Source organism: Erythrobacter sp. R86502, from assembly GCF_042466465.1.
In the GTDB taxonomy this organism is placed as follows: domain Bacteria; phylum Pseudomonadota; class Alphaproteobacteria; order Sphingomonadales; family Sphingomonadaceae; genus Erythrobacter.
Genome location: NZ_JAXHCJ010000001.1, coordinates 1707576 through 1734470 on the forward strand (window position 1 = coordinate 1707576; position 26895 = coordinate 1734470).

Consider the following 26895-nt stretch of genomic DNA (forward strand, 5'->3'; position numbering starts at 1 on the left):
AACCCTATCAATAGTCGCGACTGACCTGCATCAGCACCGAATCACGGCCGATGGTTGATACTGTCCCCAACAAGGCGAGCCAGCTGGTGATGCGATATTCAACCTGCGTCGCGCTGTAACCGCGTCCATCTGTGACCAATTCGACATAGATGTTTCGCGTTATGTTTTTACCGATCGCGATGCCCGTCTCCCGGCCGATGAGCGGATCGGCGCTGATGATCCGCAGCTGATCAAGTCCGATCGAACGGCGCAGGCTTCCGATCGGATCCAGACCGCCGCCGCCACCCTGAAAGGCCGCCAGCGCCGCGGCCAGCTGCACCGCATCGGTCGCCGATAGCGACGTGACCGAACCACCGAACAGCAGACGCGAAAGGATTTCTTCTTCAGGAAGTGCGGGATCGCTGGAAAAGGCAATCGCAGGCGATTGCGCGTTACCGGTGATAGCAATGTCGACGTTGGTGCCGTTCTTGCTTGTTTCCGCCAGCACATCGAGCCGTGGATTGATCGGCTCGTCCACATCGAACTGGATTCGTCCACGGGTGAGGTCGAACCGGGTTCCGGCAAAGGTATAGTCGCCGCGCACCAGCCTTGCGCTGCCGCCGATGCGCGGATCGGCCACAGTGCCGCGAAGTGCGATGTCGATACCCCATTCGCTTTCCAGGCCCAGTCCTTCCACGGCCACTCTGTCGGGGCCGCTGGCATTGACGAGATAACGCCACGCTGTCGCACGGTCGGACACCTGCGTTCTGGCGCGCCCGTCATCGCCGTTGATTTCGCGGGTGGCGATGCGCGGCAAGGCAACGTCTTCCCCGGCAGTGCCCAGTACCCAGCGCGCCCGGTCAATGCTGACACGGCCTGCAATCGTTCCGCCAAGACCGTTGGATACGATTCGCAGCGGTCCGGTGATCGTGGCCGCAAGACCATTGGCATTGAGTATTCGCGCGCGCTTGACCGAAGCACGCAGATCAAGTTGCGGCCCGCGCTGGGCGTTCATTCCCGCCAGATCAACCGTGCCGCTGCCGCTGATCGTACCGTTGCCTGCAGTTACGCCAGCAAACCGCACCAGTTCGAGCCGCGATCCGGCAAACCGACCGCGAGCAGAAACGCCAGTGACCCGCGTGCCGGACAACGCGCTTTCGACGGTCAGATCATCGCTGGCAAGTGTGCCCGTGATCCTTGGATCAGCAAGCGTCCCCGTTGCCCGCGCCGCCACCGTCAAGGGGCCTGCCAGATCGAAGGCCTCCACCGCTGCAAGACGCCACAACGTTTCTGCCGAACCATCAAAGGTCATGCGTGCGCCCAGTTGGCCGCGCATCACCCGATCGGTCAGGCTGCCATCGCTTGCCAATCCGCTGATGCGCATCGCTATGTCGCCGCGCCGCTCTTCGCCTTCAAATAGCCGCGCAGCCGCGGTCAATTGCGATGCGGTCAGATTGACCACCGCCAAAACGTTGATCGGTCTTGACGATACCACCAACCCTGCGCGGCTGAAGCGTTCGATACGGCCTTTTGCTGTACCCGTCGGCGGGTTTCGACCTTCGCGCCGATAATCGATCACCCCGGTCAAACGTCCGCCCAAGCCAAGATCAGCGCCCGCAAGATCAAGCAACCGCAGCGGCATTCGCGCCAACTTGACCTCCGCTGCGGTGACGCCCGAACCGATGCGGCCTTGTGCGATGGCAAACCCGCCACCAAATCCCACTTGTGTCGGCGCCAGGCTCCATCCGCCATCATCGAGCGCGTTGAGAACCGCTCTGCGCGGCATGGTGATGGGGGCGTTGCCATATTGCCCACGCGCAGCAACCGCGATCCGGCGCGGCGCAACATCGGCATCGAAGTTCAGCGCAAAACGATCAGCTCGGCGGCCGGCAATTGAACCCGTCACCTTGCCCTGCCCGTTATCGATTGCAGCTTTCGCGGCCAGATTGGCGACGCGCAAGCCGCCATATTCCAGCCCTGCCGCTGTCAGGTCAGCATTCAAAGTGGCATTCCCTGATGCGTAGCGTCCTGTGGCCGTCAGGTCGGCCCGCACCATACCGATGGGCGTATCGCCTCCGAAAGTTGCATTGCGCGCTGCCAGATCAACCGCAAATCCGATCGCATCACCGGATTGCGGACGGAATGCGATCGTCCCGCTGACACCGCCACCGGTCAGCCTCATGTCACCCGCAGGCCCGGCTTCTGCCAGCACTACCTCACCAGTCACAGTGGTTCGGTAGATGTCCAGCCGATCGATTATTACCCGGGTGGGGGCGTTGGCGGGCACGATCAGCTGCAGCTTGCCTTCAAACGGGCCGAGCAGCGATCCGCCTGCCACATCAAGTGCGAAACCTTCGTCACTTCGCGCCAGCGCAATACGCACATCCTTAAGCCCGGCGGCAGGCAAGGGGTCGGCCAGTACCAACACCGCACGCGGCCCCTCACCGGTGATTTCGGCATCAAAACTAAAAGGGCCATATTGCGTTTGCCGGCCACTGCCAGCCAGCACAGTGCGGGTCACTCCGCGGGCTGATACAATTCGGCTATCCAGACGAGCGTTCAGACGGGCCGAAGCAATTTCCGTATCGCGCAACACGATCGGCTGGCCCGCCCCCATCCCCAGCGCGCCTTTGAAACGGATTTGCTCCCCCGCCAGATTGACCAGGGTGGCGTTACCGATCCGGCTGAGCACGCCTGCAAGGTTTGCCCGCAAGCTCCAGGGTACGGATGGACCGAACTTTGCAAGGATCTTGGCGTTCGCAGTAACCTCACCCGCGCCAGAAACCGCAAGACGCCGGGCTATTACGGGTCCGGCAAGTGCGTAAGCACCCTTGGCAACATCGCCGCGCAGGGCAAGCGTCGCATCAAGACCCGGGAACGTGATCTGCGCGCGATCAGCGGAAAGCCTCTGCCGATCAGAATCAAAGGTCAGCAGACCGGTCAGCCGGCCATTGACCAGTCGCGGGTCGGCAAAGGCATTCCCCGTCGTCACGCGGCCTGCGGTAAGCGCCAACGGGACGCTCAAGAGCGTTCCCTCGATCCGGGCCACGCCTTCCTGCGCCAAATCAGCGGCAACGACGCCGGATGCTGTCAGGCGGGCTACGTTGATTTCATGCTTGATGGTGAGGTTGTCAAAGGCGCCGTTCAGATTGGCAGCAAGCCGACCGCCTTCGATGCGCAGATCGGTACCGAATAGATCGGGATTTCGGACAGCAAGGCTAACTCTGGCCCCGTCCACCACCTTGTCGGCCATGTCGACTACACCGGCAGCGCGAAGATCGACGCCGTCCGAAACTGCGGCGGCCCGGCCTTCAATGATGCTGTCCTGCAACTGAAAACGCGCTGCAACCGACAGGATGTTCCCCAAAGCACGTCCGGTCAGCGTGTTGTCACCCATACCGGCCCGCAATTGGCCAAGAACACCGTATTGCCCGCCGTCATTGGAGATCCGGAACGCGGCGACAGGATCAGTGCCTTCATCGCCCTCTCGCCGTACAGTGGCGGCACCCCGCCACCGGGTCCAGGTGCCATCACCGACGAGCCGACCGCGATAGCCAGCGTCCAAACCTGCCAAGCCTGCGAGTACTCCGCCAGATGGCGCACGCACATCGCCTGACAGAACAAACCGATCGCCGTCAGGCTTGGCATCAAGCAACAGCGCCAAGCGGTCTTGCGCACCCAGACTTGCCTTTGCATCGATCAGTGCGCGGCCCTGGCGAATATCGATCTGCGCCGTAAGGCTCGCCCGCTCATCCTGCGGTGTGGCCACACCTTTGGCAATCACCAGATCGTCGATCGTCAGCTTGTCGACGCGAATGTCGAAATCTGGCAGCAACGGTGCATCAGGATCGCCGGGCAGAAGTTCGGGCAAGCGCGTCAATCGGCCGCGCTGCGCGGTCGCCTCTCGGATATCAAGCCCGCTCCACAGCCAGTTCAACGGTCGCCAGTCCAGCCGCACGACGGGGATCGTCAGAAACACGCCTTTGGGATCGCTTACGACGACGCTGCGCAGAACCGCCTGCCCATAGATGTCGCCTTCGATCCGCCCCACCGTAAACCTAAGGCCCGACGCCGGGGCAACGCTGGCGATCTGGTCGGCGATAAAACGTTTGCCGATGGGCGAGGCAAAAAACACAGCTAACAAAAGCAACGGCGCGATCAGCAATCCGATCGCCCAGCTTGCACGCTTTGCCCATAGCCTGCCGCGCGATGATGGCGCGGGCGCGCTTTCGGGCAGACTTGCCGGTTCGTCAGCCATCAGAATGCCTGCCCCAGGCTAACATAGACAACAACCGGACTATCGAACTGGGTCTTGTTCAGCGGAACCGCCACATCAACGCGGATCGGTCCAAAGGTTGTCTTGTAACGCAGACCAATTCCGGCACCGAAACGGATCTCGTTGAAATCCGGAGTCGATCCGCGTGCGACAGACCCTGCGTCGATGAAGGGCACCACTTCCACGGCATCGTCGAACAAAGGCGTCTGCACCCGAGCTTCGAGCGCAAATTCAACCAGCGATGCGCCGCCTGTGGGAATGCCGAAAATGTCGCGCGGGCCGACACCCTGGAACCCGTAACCACGCACTGAAGCGCCGCCCCCGCCATACAGCCTGCGCGAAGGCGCAACATCGTCAATCCCTGCACCCTGGATCGTGGCAGCCCGCACCCTGCCTGCCAGCACCGTGGAACCGATCGACTGATAGTAGGCCGCATCGACCTGCGAGCGCAGATAAAAGCTTTCGGTCCCCTGCGTTCGCGACGCTTCGGGGGCGACAAACAATGTGGCCCTGTACCCTTGTGTGGGATCAAGCAGGTCGTCGCTTTCATCCAGGGTCACGCTGCCAAAAAGGCCCCCCACCAGAAACGCCTGCCTCGGCGTGGTAAGGTCAGGGGAGATGCGCACATCCCGGTTGCGTTCATCGGTGTAGATCAGTTCGCCACCAACCTGCCAGCTGATCGGCTTCTGGAACAGGATGTTCGACACCTTTTCAAAGGTTGCCCGCATCCCGCCGCCCCGCGAATCGACCGCCAGCGTCGTGATGTCGCTGGCGAACAAATCGACGGTCAAAACCTGATCGCGGCCGAGGAAGTTGTTTCGTCGTACCCCGACGCTGGCCAGCGCCTCGCGCGTGCCCAGAATACCGCGTAGCCGCAGCGCGCCTTCAGGCGGGAAGAGGTTGCGATGTTCCCAACGGCCTTCGAGTTTGAAGCCATCTTCGGTGCCGTATCCGATTGCGCCAGCAATGGTGCGCAGCGGCGCCCGTTCCAATTCGACATCAAGCGCCACCTCACCCGGCACGCCGTCCTGCGGGGCACGGGTTTCACGAGGAGTTATAGCTACACTGGAGACAAGGCCGGTTGCCAGAATTGCGCGGCGTAGATCGGTTTCCAGACTTTGTTGGAACACATCGCCTTGATCGAAACGGGCGATCCGCGAAAGATGACGACCTGAAAGGAACCGCGGGTCATTGCTGACCACATCGCCAAAAACATATTTGCCACGCGGCATAACATCAAGCGTCAGGTCGCCTTCGCTACGTGCATGATCGATCAGCAATTCCGGCTCGGACAATTGAGCGAAGGGATAGCCTGTCTCGCCCAGCGCAACGCGCAGCTCCAGCTCCTGTTCGACGATGCGATCCGCATAAAGCGGATCGCCCGGCTCGATCCCGAAGGCTTCGATCAGGCGCGTGGCTTCGGGCTCTGGCAAGGTGGGCAGCGCACCAAGATCGATGCGCCCAAATCGATAACGGGTGCCGGGAAGAACATCGAACCGGACGCTGGGTTCGCTGGCCGCCGCTTCGGCGTCCTGCTGCGCTTCGCCATCATCGGCGCGTGCACGCCGTCCGCCGGACAATTGTCGCACCACTTCGCCATCATAATAGCCATAGGTACGCAAAATATTGCCCAGCAGTTCTTCATCTTCGCGGGCGCGTGCGGCGACCTGCGGGGCGGAATCCTCGCCATCATCAAGCGCATCCAAGGTCGACAGATCCTTGAACCGCTGAATGAACTCATCCCTTTCAGGAAAAGCGCCTTCCGCTGCCGGAAGTGCGATGACCAACGCACTGCCGAGCCTGGTTTCGGTCAGTTCCGGCAGATCACCAAGCTGGGGCGCTTCGATCCAGGCCAGAGCTTCGAGCGCAGGGTCTGCCGGTAGCGGTTCTGGCGTTTCGAGTTCGAACGCGGCGAAGACGCTGTCGATGGCTGGCTGCAATTGCGGGCTTGGCGGCGGAAGGAAGCCGTCGAGGGGATCGTCGGACGATGGATCGGTGCCATCGGCCAGGGTTTCACCAGGCGTGGCCACAGGCGTAGTATCCGCGACCCCGGAAGCGGCCCAGGCATCCGGATTGGCAACTGCATCCGTCGGTATCAATTCATCGAGCGACGCCGGCACCGGTGCAGGTTCATCAGCAAAGATAGGTGAGCTATTCGACGACATGGCGTCTTCGTCACCCGCGGTTGCATCAGGCACGGGCGGTGCGTCCGCAGGTGTAGCCTGCTGAGCCGCAGCCGGATATGCCCCGAGCGCCAGTGATCCCTGACCCAAGCCTGCAATGAGTGCGAGACCGAGCGTGAGAAGTCGCTGCGCTTCAGCTAGCCGTGAACTTGACAGGCTGACCATCCTTGCCTCGGGCGCCTGCACCCATTTCGACCAGACTGCGATCGTCCGCATGGCGCGGTGCCGTCGCAGCGGCGATCAGACGGTGCTGCTCGTCCGAATCCATCAGCTGCCACCCTTCCCGCGTCAACCGCTCAAGCGGGCGGTAGCGGACTTTATACTGCATGCGTGGACTGCCTTCGACCCAATATCCAAGATAGACGTAAGGCAATGCCTCAGCCGCTGCGCGGCGGATATGATCGAGGATAATAAAATTGCCCAGTCCGGCCCGGGTGGGGTGATCGGGTTCGTAGAAGGAATAGATCATCGACAATCCATCCCCCTGACGATCGGTCAGGCATGCGCCGACAAGCCGTCCGGGTTTTCCATCGGGCAAGGGCTCGCGATATTCGGTCACCACACTTCCGACAGGGGTGTGTTCAATCATGTCGGCGTAATCAAGCTCGTCCATCGCCGACATGCCGCCATCGGGGTGCCGCTGGCCCAGATAACGGGCAAGCAGTTCAAACTGTTCATCCGTCGCCCACGGGCGGCATTCGGTTACGATAAGATCCGCATTGCGCTTAAGATCGCGCTTTTGCGTGGACGAAGGTTGAAACTGGTTCGCTACCACCCGCACCGACACGCAGGATTGGCACTCCAGACAGGACGGACGATAGGCCACGGTCTGACTGCGCCGAAACCCGATGCGGCCCAAAGCTTCGTTGAGCTGATCGGCGTGGGGGCCTTTCAGTTCGGTAAAAACCTTGCGTTCGCTACGCCCGGGCAAATAGGGGCACGGCGCGGGGCTGGTCACGAAGAACCGGGGAAAGCGGATCGGTGCCGTCACGGGTGGGGCCTGTCCTTCTTGCGCCTGAGGAAGCAGATGAGTCTGCGGGGTCGAAATCGTTAAGAAAATCTTATGCCCGCACAGGTGCCCCGGTAAAAGTCCTTTAACCATCAAAATGTCGCGAATTTTGCAGACATTCCCTCACTGCGGCACACAAGCCCCTCCAGCCCCGATCAAAGCCGGATAACGAACCGCACCTAAAACTCTGATTTTTAACCGAGTTCGACCAACTGGACGATATAGCCCTTCGCACGCAGACCTTCGATCAGGCGTTCAACCTGCTCGGCATCACGGGCTTCACATTCGATATCGGTGATAAGGCCCTTGGCGGGCAAGGTGGTGAATATCCGCTGATGGTAGATTTCGATGATGTTGACGTTGTGTTCGTCAAACAGGCGCATCACCTTGAACAACGCGCCCGGCCGATCCTGCAGCGTGATGCGCAGGCGAGCCAGACGCCCCTGCCGTGCCAGATCACGCAGCAGCACATTGGCAAGCAACCTTGTGTCGATGTTTCCGCCGCAAAGCGCCAGACCAATGCTTTTGCCCGCGAACCGCTTGGGATTTCCCAGCACCGCTGCAAGGCCCGCCGCGCCTGCGCCTTCCACCACGGTCTTTTCGATCTGCAGCAACAGGGCCACGGCCTTTTCCAGGGCCGGTTCGTCCACCAGCAGGATGTCATCAACCTTTTCAGCAATGACTTTGGCGGTGAAATCGCCAGGCTGCTTCACCGCAATGCCTTCAGCCAGCGTATCCCCGCCGCAAGGCAGATTGGCGCCCTTGATCCGGTCGAACATGCTGGGAAACAGGCCAGCCTGCACGCCGACAACTTCGATGTCAGGGTTCAGCGCCTTGGCAACGGTCGCCATGCCGGAGATCAGCCCGCCCCCGCCAATCGGCGTCACGATGCAATCAAGATCCGGTTTGACCTCCAGCATCTCAAGCGCGACCGTTCCTGCACCGGCAGCAACATCGGGATCATCAAACGGGTGTACAAAGGTAAGGCCAAGTTCGATTTCCAGCTTGCGCGCATGGGCATAGGCTTCGTCGAAGGTTTCGCCTTCAAGCAGCACTTTACCGCCGACACTTTCGGTCTGCATGACCTTCACCGTGGGGGTGGTGCGCGGCATGACGATGGTGACGGGTACACCCAGCCGCGTGCCGTGATAGGAAAGGCCTTGGCTATGATTTCCGGCCGAGGCTGCAATCACGCCCCTGTCGCGCTGTTCCTGATTCAGAAGCAGCAAAGCGTTCAGCGCACCGCGCTCCTTGTAAGCGGCCGTGAACTGCAAGTTTTCAAATTTCAGCCAGATATCCGCGCCGGTGATTTCCGACAGTGTAATCGAATGCATCATCGGAGTCTTGACCACCGCACCTGCGATACGCGCAGCAGCGGCGCGGACGTGATCAAGGGTCAGGTCGGCCGACGTAGCGGCGGCACCTTTGGGGCTGGCGGTGAGCGGTTGTGTCGACATAGCGACCGCGCGATTAGAACCTTGGCGGCGCAAGGGCAATCGGCGCCGCACCGATTTCGTATGCGCCGACCGATTGGCAAGCGCGCAGCAAAGCGATAGGCACCGCAACTTCCTGATTTTGCCCTGCCGCAAGGATAGCCATGTTCCGCACTTTTACTCCGCTGTTTGCCGCTGCCTCTGCCATCGCCCTTGCTGCGCCTGCGTGGGCGGACACGCTCATCGACAATGTCGACGGGATCACGATCGACGAAGTCGGCAAGGTTAAGCGGTTCAACGGCCTTGTATTCGACGAAGATGGCAAGGTGATCGCTGTGCTGACCCGTGACGACAAGCGTCCGCAGGTGGATTATCGCCTAGACGGGGAAGGCCGCGTGATGATCCCCGGGATGATCGATGCGCATGTGCACGTCATGGACATCGGCTTTGCCGCGCTGACGCTCGATCTTTCGGCCACGACCTCGCTGGAGGATGCGCTAGCCACGATCAAGGCCTTTGCCGATGCCAATCCGGGCCGCCCGTGGATCATCGGGCGCGGGTGGAATCAGGAAAAATGGGGATTGGGCCGGTTCCCCACCGCCGCAGAACTCGATAGCGTCGTGTCGGACCGCCCGGTGTGGCTCGAACGTGCAGATAATCACGCCAATTGGGGCAACAGCCTCGCGATCAAGACCGCTGGCATCACGGCAAAGACGCCCGACCCCGCGGGTGGCAGGATCATTCGCGACACAAAGGGGGCGCCGGCAGGCGTTTTCGTGGACAATGCCGTGCAGTTGGTGGGCAAGGTGGTGCCCGCGCCGCGCCCCGAAGACAGGGATCTGGCCTTCGACGCCGCGCAGAAAGCACTACTCGCCAAGGGGGTGACTGCGGTGGCGGACATGGGCACCGAAATGCCCGATTGGACAACGTTCCGGCGTGCAGGCGATCAGGGCCGATTACAGATCCGCATCATGGCCTACGCCGATTCGTTCGAGACGCTCGAAACAGTCGCAGGGCCGGAGCCGACGGTGTGGCTGTACGACGACAAACTGCGCATGGGCGGCATCAAGCTGTACCTTGACGGAGCATTGGGATCGCGCGGCGCCAGCCTGAAGGCGCCCTATCACGATGACCCCGGCGCCAAGGGCCTGCCGCTGCTCACTCCTGCCCAGCTACGCAATCTCATGAGCCGCGCAAGCATGGACAACTTCCAGACCGCCATCCATGCGATCGGCGATGCAGCCAATGCCGAAGTGCTGGCTGCGGTGGAGGAACTGTCCGAAAGCTATACCGGCGACCGGCGCTGGCGGATCGAACACGCGCAGATCATCGACCCTGCCGATATTTCGCGTTTGGGGCAGCATGGCATCATCGCGTCAATGCAACCGCTCCACCAGACGTCCGACCGGCTGATGGCGGAAGCGCGGCTGGGGCCTGACAGGCTGGACGGCGCCTATCCCTGGCGCAGCGTGACGGCGGTTGGCGGGCGACTTGCCTTCGGATCGGATGCGCCGGTCGAACCTGCCGATGCCTTTGCCGGAATGGCCGCCGCGATTAGCCGCACCGATGCCAGCGGCGCGCCGTTCGGCGGCTGGTTCCCCGAAGAAACCGTTAGCCGCGAGATGGCACTTGCCGGGTTTACCTCGGATGCAGCCTATGCCGGATTTGCCGAAGGCCGCTTCGGTCGCCTTATCCCAGGCGAGCGCGCCGATTTTCTGCTGGTGGACCGCGACCCTCTGTTCGCATCGCCCGAAGCCTTGCGGGAAACGCAAATCCTGCAGGTGTGGGTCGGCGGTGTCAGAGTGACAGGCGCTGACTGACTATTCTGCCGCCGCGCGCGCAGCTGCCTCTTCAGCCTCGCGCGCGGCCTTGTCGGCCGCAACCGCCTTGTCCTGAAAGCGCATCAGCACAAGCGATGCTTCAAACAACAGGATCAGGGGAAGTGCGAGAATGACCTGCGAACCGGGGTCGGGCGGCGTCACCACTGCTGATAGCGCGAAGATGGCAACGATCACGTAACGCCGTGCACCTGCAAGCTGCAAGCGCGTGATGATCCCCGCACGGTGCAGCAGTAACAACAGCACCGGCAAAAGGAAAGTCATCCCGAAAGCGAGGATGAACTGCATCACAAGGCCGAGATATTCCTCTGCACTGGGCAGGGCCTGCAAGGTCAGGTTCCCAGCCTTTCCGCCATAGCCCAGAAAAAACACGAAAGCGGTCGGCATAACCACGAAATAGGCCAGCGCCGCCCCGCTCAGGAACAACACCGGCGTGGCTAGCAGAAATGGCAGGAATGCCTTTTTCTCGCGTGCGTACAGCCCGGGTGCAATGAACGCCCAAAGTTGATTGGCGATAACGGGGAAGCTGATCATGAACCCGGCAAACAGGGCAACCTTCAGTTCAACAAAGAAAACCTCTGGCAATTTGGTGAAGATCAGCTGGCCCTGCCCATCGGGAAACGCGCGTTCGAGCGGCCAGACCAGGAAACCAAGGATATCGCCAGCAAAGTAGAGGCATACGCCAAACCCGACCGCCAACGCCAACAGCGCACGGATCACGCGGGTACGCAGTTCGATCAGATGATCGAGCAGCGGAGCGCGGGTCTCGTCAAGATCGTCAACCTTGAACATGCTTGCCGTTCTTTGCGGGAATGTCGGAGGTTTCGGAAACCGAACCCGGCGGCGATTCCACCGTAATCGGTTCGATGGGCGGCGGGTTGAAAGAGGCAGGCGCAGTATCAGAAGCGGACTGTTCGTTCGCGGGCGGCCCGGTCATCAAGGTTGCGCTGGCTTCAGCCTCGGTAAGAGCAGCGGACCGGCGCATGATTTCCTCATTCTGCGCCTTCCACTTTTTCTCCATGTCCTCCAATTCCGCTTCTCGCACCATCGTATCTATGCCGCTGCGGAAATGCGCCGAGATACGCCGCATTTTGCCGATCCAGCGCCCGGCCACCCGCATGGCGAGCGGCAGATCCTTCGGGCCGATGACAACGACCGCAACAATGATGATGACCAGCAGTTCTGCGGCGCCGATGTCGAACATGTTAGATGCGGGCGCGCCGCCTCCCCAAGACGTTAATCAGGCGCCGGTGCTGTCGTTCTTGTCGACCGACACTGGTGTTTCGACCGGCGGCGGCGCGGCGACCGGAGGTTCGATCCGGGCCTTGGGCTGCGGCTCGTCCGTCTCGCTCATGCCTTTCTTGAAACTCGAGATACCCTTGCCGAAATCGCCCATCATTTCCGAAATGCGGCCGCGCCCGAACAGGACCAGGACAACCAATGCGACGATGAGGATTTGCCAGATGCCGACGTTCATGAAGTGTGACTCGTGTTAAGGACCAGAACTCCATATAGGAGCCTTGCCAGCGGGACGCCACCCGGCAGACAAAAAGCAGGGTACGCTTCATTCATGAGCGTGACCCTCACTGTCATCCGCATCATCGGGATCAAACCGCATCGCCGCTTCCATTGCCTCGTCAACCGGGTCAAGCAAACCTGCGGCACGCAACTCGTCGATTCCGGGCAGATCGCGGCGGCTGGTAAGTCCGAAATGGTCGAGAAATTCCGGCGTGGTGGCGTAGATCACCGGACGACCCGGCACCTCACGCCGCCCGGCGAGCCGTACCCAGCCCGCTTCCATCAACACATCGAGTGTTCCGGCACTTGTCTGCACGCCGCGGATCGATTCGATTTCGGCACGGCTTACCGGTTCGTGATAGGCGATGATCGCAAGCACTTCGGTAGCAGCGCGGCTGAGGCGGCGAACCTGTTCCTTTTCCCGTCGCAGCAAATGCGCCAGATCGGGTGCGGTTTCAAAATGCCAGCGCCCGCTGCGTTCAACCAGATGCACCCCTCGCGCCCGGTAGTGTTCCTGCAGGTTTGACAAGGCACGCCGCACGTCATGCGCGGCCAGCCCGCCCAGATGCGCGCCAAGCGCGTCCACCGCCATGGGCTGTTCTGAAGCGAAGAGCGTGGCTTCCACCGCGCGCTCCAGCGTATCGGGTTCTTCGTTCATACCGATGCCGCATCTTTCAGACGCCGGATGCGCAAGGGGGCAAATGCGCCTTCCTGATCGAGTTCCGCCCGACCCCGCTTCGCCAGTTCGAGCGCCGCGACAAAGCTTGATGCCAGTGCAGATCGCTTCAGTTCAGGCGATGCATGGGGCGGCAGGAAGTCGCGGATTTCCATCCATTCCAGCGTCACGCCCAGCATCGCAGACACACGTTCGAGCGCGCTGTCCAGCGTCATCACAGGGCGATTGGCCACATGGTATATCCGCGGCGCGGTGCGCGCCTTTACCTGGCCGTAAGCCTGGATCAGCGCAAAAATATCGCTTCGCCACACGGTCTTGCGATCTGTGCGCAAGCCTTCGGGCGCGCCGCGCAGGAACACGTCGCGTCCGATGCGGTCGCGCCCCATCAGGCGCGCTGCCGCTTCGCGCATCGCACCCAGCCGTTGCAGTCGCAATTGCAGACGCATCGCAAGGTCTTCGGGGGATGGATCTTCCTGTTCCGCCTTTGGCAGCAGCATCGCCGATTTCAGGTATGCCAGCCATGCCGCCATCACCAGATAATCCGCTGCCAGTTCCAGCTTCATCTCTCCTGCCTGCTCGATATAGGCAAGATATTGGTCAACCAGCGCAAGGATCGAAATTTGCAGCAGATCCACCTTCTGCCGCCGGGCCAGGTCTAGCAGCAGATCGAGCGGACCTTCCCAGCCATCGAGTTCGAGGTACAGCGCGTCCGCTTCGGCCTTGGCCGGATCTGGCGCAAACAGGAAAGGAGCCGCTTCGTTGATCATGTATGCGCGGCGCCAAGAGCGAGCAGCGTATCGCGTTTGGCCAGCAGTTCGGCTGCTTCCGGCCCGATCGCGGGCGCAATTCGGGTGCCTGACAAAGCGCGGTTCAGCCGCGTACTCGTCACTTCGGACATGGCCGGCAGCGCCTCGCAAATACCCTGCATATCATCCATTTTTGCCCAGCAATTCAGGATAATATCGCATCCAGCTGCATAAGCGCGGGCCGCGCGTTCCGGGATGGTGCCGCCAAGCGCCTGCATGTCGATATCGTCGGTCAGCAGCAGACCATCAAAGCCGATCTGTCCACGGATCACATCGCGGATCACGGTCTCAGACAGCGTGGCGGGATGTTCGGCATCCCAAGCCGTGAAAACAAGATGACCCGTCATACCGATTGGCGCGTGATTGAGCGTGCGAAACGGGATGAGATCATCCTCCAGCTCGGCGGTCGATGCGGTGACGGTTGGCAGCGACTTGTGCGTGTCTACATCGGTGCGGCCATGGCCCGGCATATGCTTGATACAGCCCGCTACGCCGCCGGCTGCCAGCCCTTCAAGCACGGCCCGGCCAATTGCTGCAACCTGCATGGGTTCAGCTCCGAATGCACGGTCGCCGATTACATCGTGCGCGCCAGCGACTCTCAGATCAAGCGGGGGGTGATAATTCACCGTGATCCCCATGGCAGACAATTCCAATCCCATCGCCGTGGCATTCGCTCGCGCAGCTTCGATCGCGCTGGCCGGTGCGATCTGATACAGCGCGTCAAACGCATGCCCGGTCGGATAATGGGCCCAAAGAGGCGGTCGCAGGCGCGCGACGCGTCCACCTTCCTGATCGATCGACACCAGAAGGTTTTCGCGCCCGTGCAGGCTGCGTAGATCATCTGTCAGACTGCGCAGCTGATTGGGCTCGATGCAGTTGCGGCCGAACAGGATATACCCCGCCGGATCTGCCTCTCGGAAGAAGGCGCGTTCGTCAGCAGTCAGGTGCGGGCCGGAAAGGCCAAAGATGGCAGGGGTCATAGGCCCCGCAAGGTCGCATTCTCCAGACAGTCTAGCAAGGGTGCGGCGCGATCAAGGGCGGGGAAAAGACGCGCAGGACGCTGTCAGATAGTGCGCCCGCGCGCCAGGCCCTTATTTGACCTGACAATCGATCCCGCCGGCCTTCAATGATGCGCACATGCGTTCAGCCTCGGTGCGGTTGGGCGCGACGGCCTGCAACCGGTAAACCGTTCCGATATCTACCTTGCCTTCGACAATCCGGTATTTAACGCCGGACAAAACATCGGTTCGGCGGGTGATATCGGTCCACCCCTGTTCGGCGCGGGCACGGGTTCCGTAGGCAGCCAATTGCACGCCCACGCCCTGCACTGCAGGCGCAGCGCCTTCGGACGGTGATGCTGCAGGCAAGGTCGCAATTGAAGGCTTGGGCGCAGCGCTTGTGGCAGGCACAGGCGCTTCAGCCACCACCGCAGGGCGCGATCCGCCTTCACCCACGACGGGCGCGACATTTCCGGTGCCGGCGAATTCCTTGCCCCCCGGATCATCGGGACGCTGCTTGACGGGACCTTCCGGCGCGGGGATCACGCTTCCGTCGGCAACCATATCTTCGTCGGCTGCACGGTTCGTTACGAACCACACCCCGCCGACAACCGCGCCCAGTACAAGCACCATTGCTGCGATGAACAATACGATCTGGCCGGGATCGAGCCCGCCTGCATCATTGTCGTCCTCATCGGATTCGAGCCAAGGCAAGCTGTCCGTGTCAGCAAGGTCCAGCTCGCTACCGTCATCGTTCAGTTCTTCGTACTCGGCATCGATCATGGCGAACTTTCAGTCCTTCCCCCGGCAACCAATGGCCTGCCGTTACATACTTTCGACAGCCTCGACACCCAGGACAGCGAGACCGTTGCGGATCACTTGCCCGATTGCCGTGCCAAGGAAAAGCCTTGCCTCTGTCAGCTGCGCATCCTGTTCCACGATGAACCGCTTTTCCTGACGGTCATTACCAAGGTTCCAGTAAGAATGCAGATCGGCTGCCAGATCATAAAGATAGAAGGCAATCCGATGCGGTTCGCGGGCACGAGACGCCGCCTCGATTTCGCGCGGGAACTGGGCCGCGCGGGCGATCAGCGCGCGTTCCTCGGATCCCAGCATTGCAAGGTTCGTATCGGTCGGGGTCAGGCCCGCATCAGCTGCCTTGCGCAACGTGGAACGAATACGCGCATGGGCGTATTGCACGTAGAACACGGGATTGTCCTTGGATGCTTCGACCACCTTGTCGAAATCGAAGTCCATCTGCGCATCGGGCTTGCGGGTCAGCATGGTGAACCGCACCACGTCCTTGCCGACCATCTCGACAACGTCCGCAAGCGTAACGAAATTACCCGAACGCTTGGACATCTTGAATGGCTGCCCGCCTTTCAGCAGCTGCACCATCTGAACGAGCTTGACCTCGAAGGGCTTCGGCGCAGCCCCGTCGGCGCTGGTCAGCGCAGCGACGGCTGCCTTGATCCGCTTGACCGTGCCGGCATGATCTGCGCCCCAGATATCCACCAGCGCGTCCGCGCTCTGAGACTTCTGGAAATGATAGGCGAGATCCGCGCCGAAATAGGTCCAGGCCCCGTTCGATTTCTTGATCGGGCGATCCTGATCGTCGCCGAACTTGGTGGAGCGGAACAGCGGCAACTGCACCGGCTCCCAATCCTCCGGCGGTGCCTTGCCCTTGGGGGCTTCGAGCACGCCATCATAGACGAGGTCATGGTCGCGCAGCCATTGTTCGGCCGCATCGACCTTGCCCGACGCCTGCAATTCGGCCTCAGACGAAAACAGGTCGTGCTTGATGCCGAGCGTGGCGAGATCTTCGCGAATCATGTCCATCATCGCCGCAACAGCGCGGGTGCGAAACAGGATCAGCCAATCATCTTCGGGCGCGGTCACATAAGTGTCGCCGAATTCGGCTGCGAGCGCCTGACCCACCGGCACAAGATAATCGCCGGGATAAAGACCTTCGGGAATCGTGATCGTCTCGCCCAAGGCTTCGCGATACCGCATATGTACCGAACGGGCGAGGACATCGACCTGCGCGCCCGCATCGTTGACATAATATTCGCGGATCACCTGGTGGCCGGCAAACTCCAGCAGACTGCCCAGCGCATCACCCACCACCGCGCCGCGGCAGTGGCCCATGTGCATCGGGCCGGTTGGATTGGCCGAGACATATTCGATGTTGACCACCCGGCCCCCACCCACGTCGGACCGGCCATAATCATCGCCCAAGCTCGCAATCGCCTGCAATTCATCCAGCCAAGCCTGCGGCACAAGGCGTAGGTTGATGAAACCCGGCCCCGCTATGTCGGCACTAGTGATGGAGGGATGCGCCGCCAGCTTTGCCGTGATCGCCTCAGCCAGTGAGCGAGGATTGAGACCTGCGGGCTTGGCCAACACCATTGCAGCATTGGTTGCCAAATCGCCGTGCGACGGGTCGCGTGGCGGTTCCAGCGTCACATTGGCGAAGGACGTGCCCGCGGGCAAAACGCCGTCCGCAATCAATTCGGTCAGCACCGTTTCGATCAACGCCGTATAAGCAGTGTAGAGGGTCTTGGGTTCGGTCATAATTGTCTCGTGCGATGGGCGCAGAATATTGCGCCTGCAAGATAGAAAGCGAACTGCCGGGTCAAGTCTGGGACGGCAACAGGTGCAGCCTGCGGTCAACTCCGCAGGTGCTTACAAGCAAAGCGAAGAAACCGCGCCGATGACGCACCCGCAAAAACGGGTGCGTAAAACACTCACCGCGTCACGTTGTATGAAAGCTGCGATTCCGTAAGCTGGAAGCCGACCAACATTTCAAACCGAGTGCGCGCCACAGCGGCCTTCACTTCGGGGTCAGCCAGCGGATCAAGCGCGGCCTCGGCATCGCCGGCGCGGCGTCTGCGCGTGATGCGTTCACGGATATCTTCGGGCAAGGCAGCATCAGCCCGATTAATGTAACTGCCCACCTTGGCCGCGGCGCTAGCGCGCTCCTGCCCGTCGGCAAAGGTCAGGCTTGCGGTGCCCAGCCGTTTGCTCACCACGGCGCTGCCGCCGCGCAGGACAGTGACGAAGTAGGGAAGTTCTACCGTGCGGCTGCCCCGCGCATCGGCGCGGCGGCCGTTCACAGTGAAGGTCGCTTCCGAATAGACCTTTTCGCCAGTGTCGTTGCAGGTGGAGCGCAGATCGGTCATCGCGGCGCTGACATCAAGGCTCGCGGTGGTGGTATCGGCGGCATCGCGGAATGTGGTGATATCACCCGTGTAATCCGGTATCCCCACCGAAGGGCAAAGCGTCAGAACGCTGGCAATGCCAACCCCCTGATCAATCACCAGTTCGCCTTCATTGGAACAGGCAGCGAGCGCCGCAACGGCGGAAATGGCAAAAAAGGCGCGTGCGCGAAGCATCATCAAAGCCGTCCTCGAATTTACGATCCCGTGCGCCCTAGCGAGGACGCGGCGAAAGCGCTAGAGGGAGCGATATGAACGCGCCCTTTCAAGCATCCGACACCGATGCCGCAGCCATGGTTTCGGCCCGCCCGCCTCTCAACCTTCTGATTGCCGCGCCGCGCGGCTTTTGTGCCGGGGTCGACCGTGCGATCGAAATCGTCGAAAAGGCATTGGAACGCTATGGCGCTCCGGTGTTCGTGCGGCACGAGATCGTCCATAACAAATATGTGGTCGAAGGGCTGAAGGCCAAGGGCGCGATTTTCGTCAAGGAACTGGACGAAGTGCCTGACGATGCGCCAGTCGTGTTCAGCGCGCATGGCGTGCCGAAGTCGATCCCGGCCGAAGCGCGGCGCCGCGAATTGCTGTATGTCGATGCGACTTGTCCGCTGGTAAGCAAAATTCACCGGCAGGCCGAACGCCAGATCGAAAAAGGCCGCCACATCATTTTCATCGGTCATGAAGGCCACCCCGAAGTGATCGGCACGATGGGGCAGGTCGAGCCCGGACAGATGACGCTGGTTGAAACCATTGAGGATGTCGACAAGCTGCCGTTCGATGCGGACGAAGAACTGTCCTATCTGACCCAGACGACGCTGTCGGTCGATGACACACGAGAGGTGATCCAGGCGCTTGAATGGCGCTATCCCAACATCTCGGGCCCGCGCGCCGAAGATATCTGCTATGCCACGTCCAACCGCCAGGCCGCGGTCAAGGAACTGGCGCATGATTGCGATCTGGTGCTCGTAATCGGGGCGCCCAATTCGTCCAATTCGCTGCGGCTCGTGGAGGTGTCCGAACGGCTCGGAACTCCTGCCAAGCTCATACAGCGGGCCAGCGAAATCGATCTTGCCTGGCTTGAAGGGGTGCAAACCCTGGGGCTAACCGCTGGCGCTTCGGCGCCTGAAGTGTTGGTGCGCGAAGTGGTCGCACTGTTGGCGCAACATCGCACGATCCACGAAAAGGAGATCACTGCGACGGTCGAAAAGATGGTGTTCAAGCTTCCCCGCCAGCTGACCGACTGAAGCCGAGCTTATCGTGGCGGTTTACACCCATCTGGGGGCGGAAGAACTCGCCCGGCTGATTGCGCACTACGATGTCGGCGATCTGGTTTCGGCCAAGGGTATTGCCGAAGGCGTGTCGAATTCGAACTGGTTAGTGGAAACCACCGGCGCTGACCGGCGCGGCGCACGCTTTATCCTGACCTTGTACGAACGGCGGATCGACACCGGCGATTTGCCCTACTTTCTTGACCTGCTCGATCATCTGGCCGCCAAAGGCTGCCCTGTGCCGCGAACGATGCACGACCGCGATGGGGCATCTTTTCGGATGGTGGAAGGCACGGCTGCCGCGTTGATCGAATTTCTGCCCGGCATCTCCCCCACCCGCCCAACCGCAGCGCAGGCATGGGCTGTGGGCGCGGTGCTGGCGCGGTTGCATCTGGCTGCACAGGATTTTCCGCGCCAACGCAGCAATGCGATGGATTTTGCCGCCACCGCCGCAATTCTTGGAAATTGCGGCCCGGATGCCCTTGCGACCATCGACCCGCGTCTTTCCGCCATGGTAGAACACGCCCGCAGTGCCGCTACACTTGATCTTTCAGCCCTGCCGCAATCGCAGACACACACCGATCTGTTTCCCGACAACGTCCTGATGCTGGGCGACCGGGTAACAGGGCTGATCGACTTCTATTTCGCGTGCACCGGGCCAATGGTGCTGGATCTGGCAGTCACCCATGCCGCCTGGTGCTTTGACAGTGCAAATGCTTACCACGCAGACTGCGGCGCCGCGCTCATCGCGGGCTATCAAAGCATCCGCCCGCTTGACCCGGCCGAACGCAGGCTGTTCCCCGAAATTGCCAAGGGCGCGTGTCTGCGGTTTGTGGCCAGCCGCGCTGAAGACTGGCTCGACACGCCCGACGATGCGCTAGTTACCCGCAAGGATCCGATGCAATTCGTCAAACGCTGGGCGTTCTACGACGAAGCGGGTGACGGCGTGCTTGCAGGCTGACCGCTCCCGCGCCAAAGCTGGGCGCAATGAAACAGGTCGAAATCTACACCGACGGTGCCTGCAAGGGTAACCCTGGGCCCGGGGGCTGGGGCGCGCTGCTGCGTATGGGGGCGCATGAAAAGGAGCTGTCAGGAGGGGAACCTGACACCACCAACAACCGCATGGAATTGATGGCGGCGATCAAGGGGCTGAACGCGCTGATAGAACCGTGCAAGGTCGATCTGTATTCCGACAGTAAATATGTGCTCGACGGAATGCAGAAATGGATTCACGGATGGCAGCGCAACGGTTGGGTCAACGCCAGCAAGAAACCCGTGCGCAACGCCGATCTGTGGCATGAACTGATCGAAGCTGCGCGGCCGCATCAGGTCAACTGGCATTGGGTCCGCGGCCACAGCGGTCATCCGGAGAATGAGCGCGTTGACGCAATGGCAAGCGCCGAAGCGGCACGCATCGCTGCAGGAAGCTAGACCGCGCCGTTAGACAGGTCGCGCCGCAGTCCCGTCGCGAAAGCGCGATGGCGTATAGGCAGCCGCATCGATCGCTGCGGTCATCGCATCGCGCGCGTTCCCCAGCAGGATCTGTGCACCCAACCGTGCAGCGGCAGGCGCGGTCTGAATGCCGAACCCGCCCTGTCCTGCGAACCAGAAAAACCCCTCGGCGTCCGCATCGAAGCCATAGACCGGCAGGCGATCAGGCGCAAAGCTGCGCAGCCCTGCCCAGCGCCGTTCGACCGCCGCGATCTTCCAGTCGGTCACCTGCTGGAAGCGGTCAATGGCTATCGCAACATCCAGCTCCTCCGGCGCAGCATCGGTTGGCGCAGAAGGTACTTCATCATGCGGGCTGAGCCACAGCCGTCCGGCATCAGGCTTGAAATAGAAGCCGCCATTGATGTCGAGCACCAGTGGCAGATCGGCAGGCGCTTGTGGTTCCACCCGCAGCACCGCGACCGTCCGGCGCAGCGGATCGATACCGATGGGCCGAACCCCCGCCAATTGTGCGACGGTATCGGCCCAGGCCCCGGCGGCATTGACACAGATCGCGGCGCGCCAGCTTGCGCCGCCTTCGGTCCTGATTGACCACGCCCCGCCATCGCGAGCCAAAGCGCTTACCCGGGCCCGGCAGATGATATTAACACCGTGGCGCCTCGCCAACGCGAGGTAGTGCTGGTGCAGGCCCGCGACGTCGATATCGGCGCAGGCTGGCTGGTGGAGTGCCTCGGTCCAATCGGGCCGGATGTGCGGCACTTTGTGCGCCAGCGCGGACGGTGACAGCCGCTCGATTGTTACGCCGGTTCCGGCAAAGGTTTCGACATGGGCGTCCATCGCCGCGCGGTCTTCGGCGCGCCCGACATACAAGGCGCCGCGCGGGGTCAGGAAGCCGTGGTCTTTCAGATAGCCTCCCGACGCCAGCGTCAGGGGCACGACCCCAGGGCCGCCGTAACATTCTTCCCAGAACGCTGCTGACCGTCCAGTGGCATGATAGCCCGGTGCGTCTTCCGCTTCGAGCAGCAGAACCCGTGCATGCGGCGCAAGTTCAGCGGCAAGCCCGGCTCCGGCCATGCCCGCACCGATGATGGCGACATCGTACATCAAGACGCGACCATCGGCCGCGGCGCGGCGCGATCGAGGAACGCGGCAATGGCGGCCATAATCGGTTCGCGCACCGCATCGACTTCGCGCAGGACTTCGTGATGCGATTCTTCGCCCAATGCCAGAAGTTCGCCTTGCGGCAGGCGTGAAGCAGCCTGACAATTGGCAGCGTGGCTGACCAGCCGGTCCGTACGGGTAGAAACCATCAGCACCGGCACATCCACAGCCTCAAGGGTGCCCGGTGCATCAAGCATCCGCCACGAGGCGTAGGCCCGTTCCACCCAGCGCCAGCTTGCCGGGCCCATCACCAGTTCGGGCCGCGTCTGCCGCCACCATTGTTCATCGGCATATCGCACCGGATCATGTGTCAGCAGATCGGCGCGGGCGGTGGGAAGCTCTCCCGGTTTTTCGCTCCATTTCCATGCCGGACGCAGCGGATCGCCGAACCGGCACATGATCCTTGCAGCAGCATGGAGCACAGGCAAGGGCAATTGCGGCCCGTTCATCCCGGTCATCGGTGCGCTGAGAACGACGGCATCGGGCCGGAACCGCTGTTCGGCCAGCGCACGCAGCGCAATATGGCCTCCCATCGAATGTGCCGCCAGAACATGTGGGCCCGGTGTTTCACGAATCCATTGGTTCCACAGGTGCTCCAAGTCATCGACCCAGATGCCGAAATCGGCAACATGGCCGGTCACGGGATCATTGCCCAGACGCCCCGAGCCTGCCTGCCCGCGCCAGTCTGCCGCCGTCACACGCCATCCAGCGCGGTGCCATTCTTCCAGCGTCTCAAGGTATTTCTCGTAAAAATCGCCGCGTCCGGGGAGGAACAGGATCGATCCCCGGTCCCCTGCGGTGGCCGGCCAATCGATACGGCGTACGGCGTGGCCATCCGCGGCGGTCCAGATCGTTTCACTGGCCTCGGCCGGAATGCTGCGGCGGTCGATCATGCGCACACACCCCCAAGGCACGCCACGGGGCCGTGAAGTGTGGTTACTATTTGGTAAGTCATAACCTGTAGCAGTGTCCCATTGAAGGACGGCCCGCGGCTTTCGCGAGGCCCGCGCCCGGGGGCACGAAGTCGATGAATTCCATTTCCTACGTTTTGCTGATCGCCTTGGCAATTGCGCTGGTCTTTGCTGCGTTCACGGACATGCGCCGGCGTCAGATCGACAATTGGCTCAATCTGGGCATCGCGATTGGCGCTCCTGTGTTCTGGTGGTCAAGCGGACTGTCATTGTGGCCCGACGTGGCCATCCAGTTTGGCGTGGCGCTTGCCGCCTTTGCGGTTTTTGCGGGATTGTTTGCGCTGCGCATGATGGGTGGCGGTGATGTGAAGCTGCTGACCGTGCTGGCGCTGTGGGTCAGCCCGCAGGCCTTCATGCAATTGCTTTTGGTGATGGCGCTGGCTGGCGGCGCGCTGACCATCGTGATGGTCGCCTGGCACACGATTCGCCGACAGAAAGGCAAGTTGGCCATACCCTATGGGGTTGCCATCGCATTTGGCGGTTTGTGGGTGCTTGCGGTCAACTATCTGCCGGACGGCGCCTTTGCTGTGCCGGCGGCGTGAACCCGATTTTAACCAGTCACGACTTACTCACCGAAACCATACCCGCCCGCACACCAACCAAGGGCAATTACGAGGGGGCTAATTGAGCCATGGATAGGAAGAAACTTGTTCTGCTGCTCGGCGCGCTGATCATCGCGATCGGGACGGCCTTTGGCGCACGGACCATCTTCGCTGGAGGTGCCGCCCCCGATGCTGAGGCTGCACAGCCCACCGGACCGCGCGTCCTGGTAGCCAAGCGGGCCCTGACAGCGGGCACCATCATCACCGCCGATGCGCTGGGCTTCCAGCCTTGGCCCAAGGAACTGGTGCAGGATGCCTACTTCATCGACGGCGAAGCCGATATGAACGCGCTGCTGGGCACGGTCGTTCGCTACCCGATCACCGCAGGAGAGCCTGTCACGCAAGGATCGCTGGTTGCGCCGGGTGACCGCGGCTTCCTGGCGGCGGCGCTTGGCCCGGGGATGCGGGCTGTCACCGTTCCGGTGTCCGCGATCACAGGTGTTGCCGGCTTCGTCTTTGCCGGCGACCGGGTGGATCTTGTGCTGACACAGGATGTGAGCGGGGAAGGTGAAGGCGAATCGCTGAAGACTGCCGAAACCGTGCTGCGCAACCTGCGCGTGCTCGCCACCGATCAGATGGTGGAAAAGACCACCGATGAAAACGGCAAGACCGAAGTCAGCGAATTCCGCACTGTTACGCTCGAAGTGACGCCGAAGATCGCGGAAAAGGTGGCGGTGGCGCAAACCATCGGGACTATCAGCCTGGTGCTGCGTTCGTTGGCGGACAGCCCGGCCGAACTCGAACGCGCTGTCGCTGCCGGTGATGTGCAATTGCCTGCCAATGCCACGCCCGAGCAGGAAGAAAAGATGCTCAAGGCTGCAATGGGACGTCCGATCGACAAGGGCACGACCTTTGTGACCGGCGGCGATGTTTCGCGCTTCCAGCGCACGACTGTACCGACCCGTGCGCCCGAACGCCGCGAAGCAGCCCCGTATCAGCCCGCTCCGGCGCGCGCAGCGCCTTCATCGGGTGGAAATGATGCTCCTGTCTACACCGGTCCAAGCGTGCGGGTGACACGCGGCAAGGAAACCGAACAGGCATCGGTCAGCGCCAAGGCTAACAGCACCGCCATTCTCTCGAGCCAATCGAACGGCATGCGCCGCGCCGGGCCCACGCTTCCCAGCGCTGGCGCGACCGTGATCAACTGAGAGCCAACCGGACCATGTCGAACATCATGACCCATCGCTTGTCTGCTCTTCAGACAAACCGTGGCAGACCCGAAGGGGGGAAACCCATGACACGCAATTTCAAGATCAAGCTTTTGGTCGCTGCAATGGCCGCAGTGCCGATGGCGGCCATGCCGGCGGCAACCGCCACCGCGCAGCAGGTCGTCAGCCCGTCGCAGGAAATCGTCCTGTCGATCGGCAAGGGCGAACTGGTAACGGTGCCGGGAACCATGGCTGACGTTTTTGTCGCCAATGATTCGGTTGCCGACGTGCAGATCAAGTCGCAGCGTCAGCTTTATGTCTTTGGCAAGGCCGGGGGTGAAACCACGATCTACGCCAGCAATGATCGCGGCGATGTAATCTTTTCGGCCAATATCCGGGTTGGCTCGAACATCGGCAGCATCGACCAGATGCTCGCCATGGCGATGCCCGATGCCAAGGTCAGCGTTTCGACCATGGGGACCAACACCGTCCTGCTGACCGGCACCGTGGCCGCACCCGAAGATGCTGCAGAGGCCGAACGGCTGGTTACCGCGTTTCTGGGCGATCAGGCCAATGTCATCAGCCGCCTGAAAACTGCCACCCCGCTGCAGGTCAATCTGCATGTCAAGTTCGCCGAAGTCAGCCGCAGCCTGGTCCGCGAGATCGGCGGCAACCTTCAAATGGCCGATGCCACGGGCGGTTTCCGCTTCGGTGTGGGCACCGGTCGTTCGATCGGCGGCGAAACCTTCAACTACGGCGGTCCTCTTGGTGTGGGCAGCGGCGCTGGACAGACGTCCTTCCTGCTGCCGGATGGCACCCGCGTGATCGGCCCAACGGTCGATTCGCAAGGCGGCACTTCGCTTGCCGGGCTGGGTCAGCTGTTTGGCCTCAACATGCTCGGCGCGCTCGATCTGTCGGAGCGTCTGGGTTTGGTGACGACCATCACCGAACCCAACCTGACCGCGCTTTCGGGCGAAACCGCAACGTTCCTGGCGGGCGGCGAATTCCCGATCCCCATTGCGCAGGGCCTTGGTCAGGTGACGGTGCAGTTCCGCCAATTCGGCGTCAGCCTGGCCTACACCCCCACGGTACTGTCGAACGGCCGCATTTCGATGCGGGTACGCCCGGAGGTGTCCGAGCTTTCGACCCAGGGCGCCATCACGCTCAATGGTTTTCAGGTTCCCGCCATCACCACGCGCCGGACCGAAACCACGGTCGAACTGGGTTCAGGTCAAAGCTTCATGATTGCCGGCCTGATGAGCGCGAATTCGCAGAACTCGCTCGATAAGGCGCCGGGCCTTGGTGATGTGCCGATCCTTGGCAACCTGTTCCGCAGCCGCGATTTCCGCAAGGGCGAAACGGAACTGGTGATCATCGTCACCCCCTATCTGGTGCAACCGGTGGATGCCAAGGACATCAAGCTGCCGACCGACGGGTTCCGTTCTGCCAACGAGTTCGAGCAGCTGCTGGGTTATCAGAACCACGCTGGCATTTCTGGCGAAGCTCGCCCCGGACCGGTCTCGGCGCAGCCCGATGCGCCCGAACCGCGGGTCAGCGCAGCTGAACCGGCCGCTATCGTCCCGAACACGCCGGAGCAACCGCGCCGCGCCGACAAGAAGAACCGCCGTGAGGAACGCGAAGCCAGTGCCGCGACCCCGGGCTTCAGCCTCTAACGTGAGAAAGGTGATTACGATGCCCAATGCACGACACACCACGTTCCCCAAAGTTCATGTGGCCCGGCTCGCACTTGCGCTGTCGCTTGGTCTGGGGCTGGCAGGTTGCGGCGGAATGCCGACCAACACCTCGCTCTACAGCGCCAAGGTGCCGGTGGTGGAACGCACCAACATGACGCTTGATGTCAACACCACCCCTGCGGGTCTGCCGATTTCGGAACAGCAGCGCATCAACGGCTGGTTCGAAACGATGGATCTTCGCTACGGTGATCGTATCGCGATCGAAAATCCGGGCCAGAACCCCGCCGTGACCAATGCGGTGCGTGATCTGGCCGCGCGTTATGGCCTCATGATCAGCGATACCGCCCCGGTAACGGCTGGTTTTATCCAGCCCGGTCAGGCCCGCGTGGTCATCACCCGCACGACCGCCAGCGTTCCGGGTTGCCCCGACTGGTCGGCCAAGTCCGACATGAATTACATGAACGGTCTCAGCCCCGGCTATGGCTGCGCGGTCAATAGCAATCTGGCGGCGATGGTTGCCGATCCGCAAGACCTGCTTGAAGGCAAGAAAGCCTCTGGCGAAACCGTGATCGCCACTTCGAACAAGGCAATCTCAACCTATCGTGAAGCACAACCGACCGGCGCAGGCGGTCTGCAAAATGCCGGTGCAGCCGGCGGCGGAGGTAATTAAG

23 protein-coding genes are annotated in these 26895 nt (G+C 61.8%); 8 read left to right on the top strand and 15 right to left on the bottom strand.

Features of this window, described 5'->3' with window-relative positions:
- Window positions 1-7: 7 nt before the first annotated feature.
- From SJY33_RS08265 to SJY33_RS08280, 4 genes are all read right to left on the bottom strand, one after another.
- Window positions 8-4237 (bottom strand): translocation/assembly module TamB domain-containing protein, encoded by a 4230-nt coding sequence (locus tag SJY33_RS08265; protein WP_379922285.1) that lies wholly within the window; start codon window positions 4235-4237, stop codon window positions 8-10.
- Window positions 4237-6654 carry an autotransporter assembly complex family protein gene (locus SJY33_RS08270; RefSeq protein WP_379922286.1) on the bottom strand — a complete coding sequence of 806 codons (2418 nt, stop codon included), beginning with the start codon at window positions 6652-6654 and terminating at the stop codon, window positions 4237-4239. Before SJY33_RS08270 ends, SJY33_RS08265 begins: the two co-directional genes overlap by 1 nt.
- Window positions 6572-7429 (bottom strand): arginyltransferase, encoded by an 858-nt coding sequence (locus SJY33_RS08275; protein ID WP_379922287.1) that lies wholly within the window; start codon window positions 7427-7429, stop codon window positions 6572-6574. Before SJY33_RS08275 ends, SJY33_RS08270 begins: the two co-directional genes overlap by 83 nt.
- Window positions 7430-7641: 212 nt before the next feature.
- Window positions 7642-8904 carry a threonine ammonia-lyase gene (locus SJY33_RS08280; protein ID WP_379922288.1) on the bottom strand — a complete coding sequence of 421 codons (1263 nt, stop codon included), beginning with the start codon at window positions 8902-8904 and terminating at the stop codon, window positions 7642-7644.
- Window positions 8905-9044: 140 nt separating this feature from the next.
- Here SJY33_RS08280 and SJY33_RS08285 point away from each other — a divergent pair, with 140 nt between their 5' ends.
- Complete coding sequence (locus tag SJY33_RS08285) at window positions 9045-10700, top strand: amidohydrolase (protein WP_379922289.1); 1656 nt, start codon at window positions 9045-9047, stop codon at window positions 10698-10700.
- Here SJY33_RS08285 and tatC read toward each other — a convergent pair whose 3' ends face one another.
- From tatC to SJY33_RS08330, 9 genes are all read right to left on the bottom strand, one after another.
- Entirely contained in the window at window positions 10701-11510 is an 810-nt protein-coding gene (gene tatC / locus SJY33_RS08290) for a twin-arginine translocase subunit TatC (RefSeq protein WP_379922290.1), read from the bottom strand. It abuts the gene before it with no gap.
- Window positions 11497-11922 (bottom strand): Sec-independent protein translocase protein TatB, encoded by a 426-nt coding sequence (gene tatB / locus SJY33_RS08295; protein ID WP_379922291.1) that lies wholly within the window; start codon window positions 11920-11922, stop codon window positions 11497-11499. The genes tatC and tatB overlap by 14 nt, the downstream gene beginning before the upstream one ends.
- Window positions 11923-11958: 36 nt before the next feature.
- The gene (tatA, locus tag SJY33_RS08300) at window positions 11959-12195 is read right to left on the bottom strand and encodes a twin-arginine translocase TatA/TatE family subunit (protein WP_379922292.1); all 237 of its coding nucleotides are present in this window, start codon (window positions 12193-12195) and stop codon (window positions 11959-11961) included.
- An 87-nt stretch (window positions 12196-12282) separates the two neighbouring features.
- Window positions 12283-12894 (bottom strand): SMC-Scp complex subunit ScpB, encoded by a 612-nt coding sequence (scpB, locus tag SJY33_RS08305; RefSeq protein ID WP_379922293.1) that lies wholly within the window; start codon window positions 12892-12894, stop codon window positions 12283-12285.
- Window positions 12891-13679, bottom strand: a complete 789-nt coding sequence (locus SJY33_RS08310) for a segregation and condensation protein A (RefSeq protein ID WP_379922294.1) — start codon at window positions 13677-13679, stop codon at window positions 12891-12893. Before SJY33_RS08310 ends, scpB begins: the two co-directional genes overlap by 4 nt.
- On the bottom strand, window positions 13676-14698 hold the full coding sequence (nagZ, locus tag SJY33_RS08315; protein ID WP_379922295.1) for a beta-N-acetylhexosaminidase: 1023 nt from the start codon (window positions 14696-14698) through the stop codon (window positions 13676-13678). Before nagZ ends, SJY33_RS08310 begins: the two co-directional genes overlap by 4 nt.
- Before the next feature lie 111 nt (window positions 14699-14809).
- Window positions 14810-15499 (bottom strand): SPOR domain-containing protein, encoded by a 690-nt coding sequence (locus SJY33_RS08320; RefSeq protein WP_379922296.1) that lies wholly within the window; start codon window positions 15497-15499, stop codon window positions 14810-14812.
- A 42-nt stretch (window positions 15500-15541) separates the two neighbouring features.
- The gene (argS, locus tag SJY33_RS08325; protein ID WP_379922297.1) at window positions 15542-17290 is read right to left on the bottom strand and encodes an arginine--tRNA ligase; all 1749 of its coding nucleotides are present in this window, start codon (window positions 17288-17290) and stop codon (window positions 15542-15544) included.
- A 173-nt stretch (window positions 17291-17463) separates the two neighbouring features.
- Window positions 17464-18114 (bottom strand): hypothetical protein, encoded by a 651-nt coding sequence (locus SJY33_RS08330; RefSeq protein WP_379922298.1) that lies wholly within the window; start codon window positions 18112-18114, stop codon window positions 17464-17466.
- 71 nt (window positions 18115-18185) lie between these two features.
- Between SJY33_RS08330 and ispH the strand changes: the two genes are divergently transcribed.
- The 3 genes from ispH to rnhA are packed head-to-tail and all read left to right on the top strand — an operon-like array spanning window position 18186 to window position 20630.
- Window positions 18186-19175, top strand: coding sequence for a 4-hydroxy-3-methylbut-2-enyl diphosphate reductase (gene ispH, locus SJY33_RS08335; RefSeq protein WP_379922299.1), 990 nt, complete (start codon window positions 18186-18188; stop codon window positions 19173-19175).
- A gap of 13 nt (window positions 19176-19188) precedes the next feature.
- Window positions 19189-20160, top strand: coding sequence for a homoserine kinase (locus SJY33_RS08340; RefSeq protein ID WP_379922300.1), 972 nt, complete (start codon window positions 19189-19191; stop codon window positions 20158-20160).
- Window positions 20161-20186: 26 nt separating this feature from the next.
- Complete coding sequence (rnhA, locus tag SJY33_RS08345) at window positions 20187-20630, top strand: ribonuclease HI (RefSeq protein WP_379922301.1); 444 nt, start codon at window positions 20187-20189, stop codon at window positions 20628-20630.
- 9 nt (window positions 20631-20639) lie between these two features.
- Here rnhA and SJY33_RS08350 read toward each other — a convergent pair whose 3' ends face one another.
- Both SJY33_RS08350 and SJY33_RS08355 read right to left on the bottom strand, forming a co-directional pair.
- Window positions 20640-21752 (bottom strand): NAD(P)/FAD-dependent oxidoreductase, encoded by a 1113-nt coding sequence (locus SJY33_RS08350; RefSeq protein WP_379922302.1) that lies wholly within the window; start codon window positions 21750-21752, stop codon window positions 20640-20642.
- The gene (locus SJY33_RS08355) at window positions 21752-22702 is read right to left on the bottom strand and encodes an alpha/beta fold hydrolase (RefSeq protein ID WP_379922303.1); all 951 of its coding nucleotides are present in this window, start codon (window positions 22700-22702) and stop codon (window positions 21752-21754) included. The genes SJY33_RS08350 and SJY33_RS08355 overlap by 1 nt, the downstream gene beginning before the upstream one ends.
- A gap of 134 nt (window positions 22703-22836) precedes the next feature.
- Between SJY33_RS08355 and SJY33_RS08360 the strand changes: the two genes are divergently transcribed.
- The 4 genes from SJY33_RS08360 to SJY33_RS08375 all read left to right on the top strand — a co-directional run bounded on the left by SJY33_RS08360 (window position 22837) and on the right by SJY33_RS08375 (window position 26894).
- A complete protein-coding gene (locus SJY33_RS08360; RefSeq protein ID WP_379922304.1) occupies window positions 22837-23322 on the top strand; it encodes a prepilin peptidase in 486 nt (161 codons plus the stop codon).
- 89 nt (window positions 23323-23411) lie between these two features.
- Window positions 23412-24530 (top strand): Flp pilus assembly protein CpaB, encoded by a 1119-nt coding sequence (gene cpaB, locus SJY33_RS08365; protein WP_379922305.1) that lies wholly within the window; start codon window positions 23412-23414, stop codon window positions 24528-24530.
- An 86-nt stretch (window positions 24531-24616) separates the two neighbouring features.
- Complete coding sequence (locus SJY33_RS08370; protein ID WP_379922306.1) at window positions 24617-26203, top strand: type II and III secretion system protein family protein; 1587 nt, start codon at window positions 24617-24619, stop codon at window positions 26201-26203.
- 19 nt (window positions 26204-26222) lie between these two features.
- On the top strand, window positions 26223-26894 hold the full coding sequence (locus SJY33_RS08375) for a CpaD family pilus assembly protein (protein ID WP_379922307.1): 672 nt from the start codon (window positions 26223-26225) through the stop codon (window positions 26892-26894).
- Window position 26895 lies beyond the last annotated feature (1 nt).

Bases quoted from the DNA above. Each gene is read 5' to 3' on its own strand.
- SJY33_RS08360 (WP_379922304.1), top strand. From the start codon at position 22,837: ATGAATTCCATTTCCTACGTTTTGCTGATCGCCTTGGCAATTGCGCTG.
- SJY33_RS08355 (WP_379922303.1), bottom strand. From the start codon at position 22,702: ATGATCGACCGCCGCAGCATTCCGGCCGAGGCCAGTGAAACGATCTGG.
- nagZ (WP_379922295.1), bottom strand. From the start codon at position 14,698: ATGACCCCTGCCATCTTTGGCCTTTCCGGCCCGCACCTGACTGCTGAC.
- SJY33_RS08310 (WP_379922294.1), bottom strand. From the start codon at position 13,679: ATGATCAACGAAGCGGCTCCTTTCCTGTTTGCGCCAGATCCGGCCAAG.
- SJY33_RS08320 (WP_379922296.1), bottom strand. From the start codon at position 15,499: ATGATCGATGCCGAGTACGAAGAACTGAACGATGACGGTAGCGAGCTG.
- ispH (WP_379922299.1), top strand. From the start codon at position 18,186: ATGAACGCGCCCTTTCAAGCATCCGACACCGATGCCGCAGCCATGGTT.
- SJY33_RS08330 (WP_379922298.1), bottom strand. From the start codon at position 18,114: ATGATGCTTCGCGCACGCGCCTTTTTTGCCATTTCCGCCGTTGCGGCG.
- tatC (WP_379922290.1), bottom strand. From the start codon at position 11,510: ATGTTCAAGGTTGACGATCTTGACGAGACCCGCGCTCCGCTGCTCGAT.
- SJY33_RS08350 (WP_379922302.1), bottom strand. From the start codon at position 21,752: ATGTACGATGTCGCCATCATCGGTGCGGGCATGGCCGGAGCCGGGCTT.
- SJY33_RS08270 (WP_379922286.1), bottom strand. From the start codon at position 6,654: ATGCGGACGATCGCAGTCTGGTCGAAATGGGTGCAGGCGCCCGAGGCA.
- SJY33_RS08265 (WP_379922285.1), bottom strand. From the start codon at position 4,237: ATGGCTGACGAACCGGCAAGTCTGCCCGAAAGCGCGCCCGCGCCATCA.
- SJY33_RS08375 (WP_379922307.1), top strand. From the start codon at position 26,223: ATGCCCAATGCACGACACACCACGTTCCCCAAAGTTCATGTGGCCCGG.
- SJY33_RS08370 (WP_379922306.1), top strand. From the start codon at position 24,617: ATGACACGCAATTTCAAGATCAAGCTTTTGGTCGCTGCAATGGCCGCA.
- tatB (WP_379922291.1), bottom strand. From the start codon at position 11,922: ATGTTCGACATCGGCGCCGCAGAACTGCTGGTCATCATCATTGTTGCG.
- SJY33_RS08280 (WP_379922288.1), bottom strand. From the start codon at position 8,904: ATGTCGACACAACCGCTCACCGCCAGCCCCAAAGGTGCCGCCGCTACG.
- rnhA (WP_379922301.1), top strand. From the start codon at position 20,187: ATGAAACAGGTCGAAATCTACACCGACGGTGCCTGCAAGGGTAACCCT.
- argS (WP_379922297.1), bottom strand. From the start codon at position 17,290: ATGACCGAACCCAAGACCCTCTACACTGCTTATACGGCGTTGATCGAA.
- tatA (WP_379922292.1), bottom strand. From the start codon at position 12,195: ATGAACGTCGGCATCTGGCAAATCCTCATCGTCGCATTGGTTGTCCTG.
- cpaB (WP_379922305.1), top strand. From the start codon at position 23,412: ATGGATAGGAAGAAACTTGTTCTGCTGCTCGGCGCGCTGATCATCGCG.
- scpB (WP_379922293.1), bottom strand. From the start codon at position 12,894: ATGAACGAAGAACCCGATACGCTGGAGCGCGCGGTGGAAGCCACGCTC.
- SJY33_RS08285 (WP_379922289.1), top strand. From the start codon at position 9,045: ATGTTCCGCACTTTTACTCCGCTGTTTGCCGCTGCCTCTGCCATCGCC.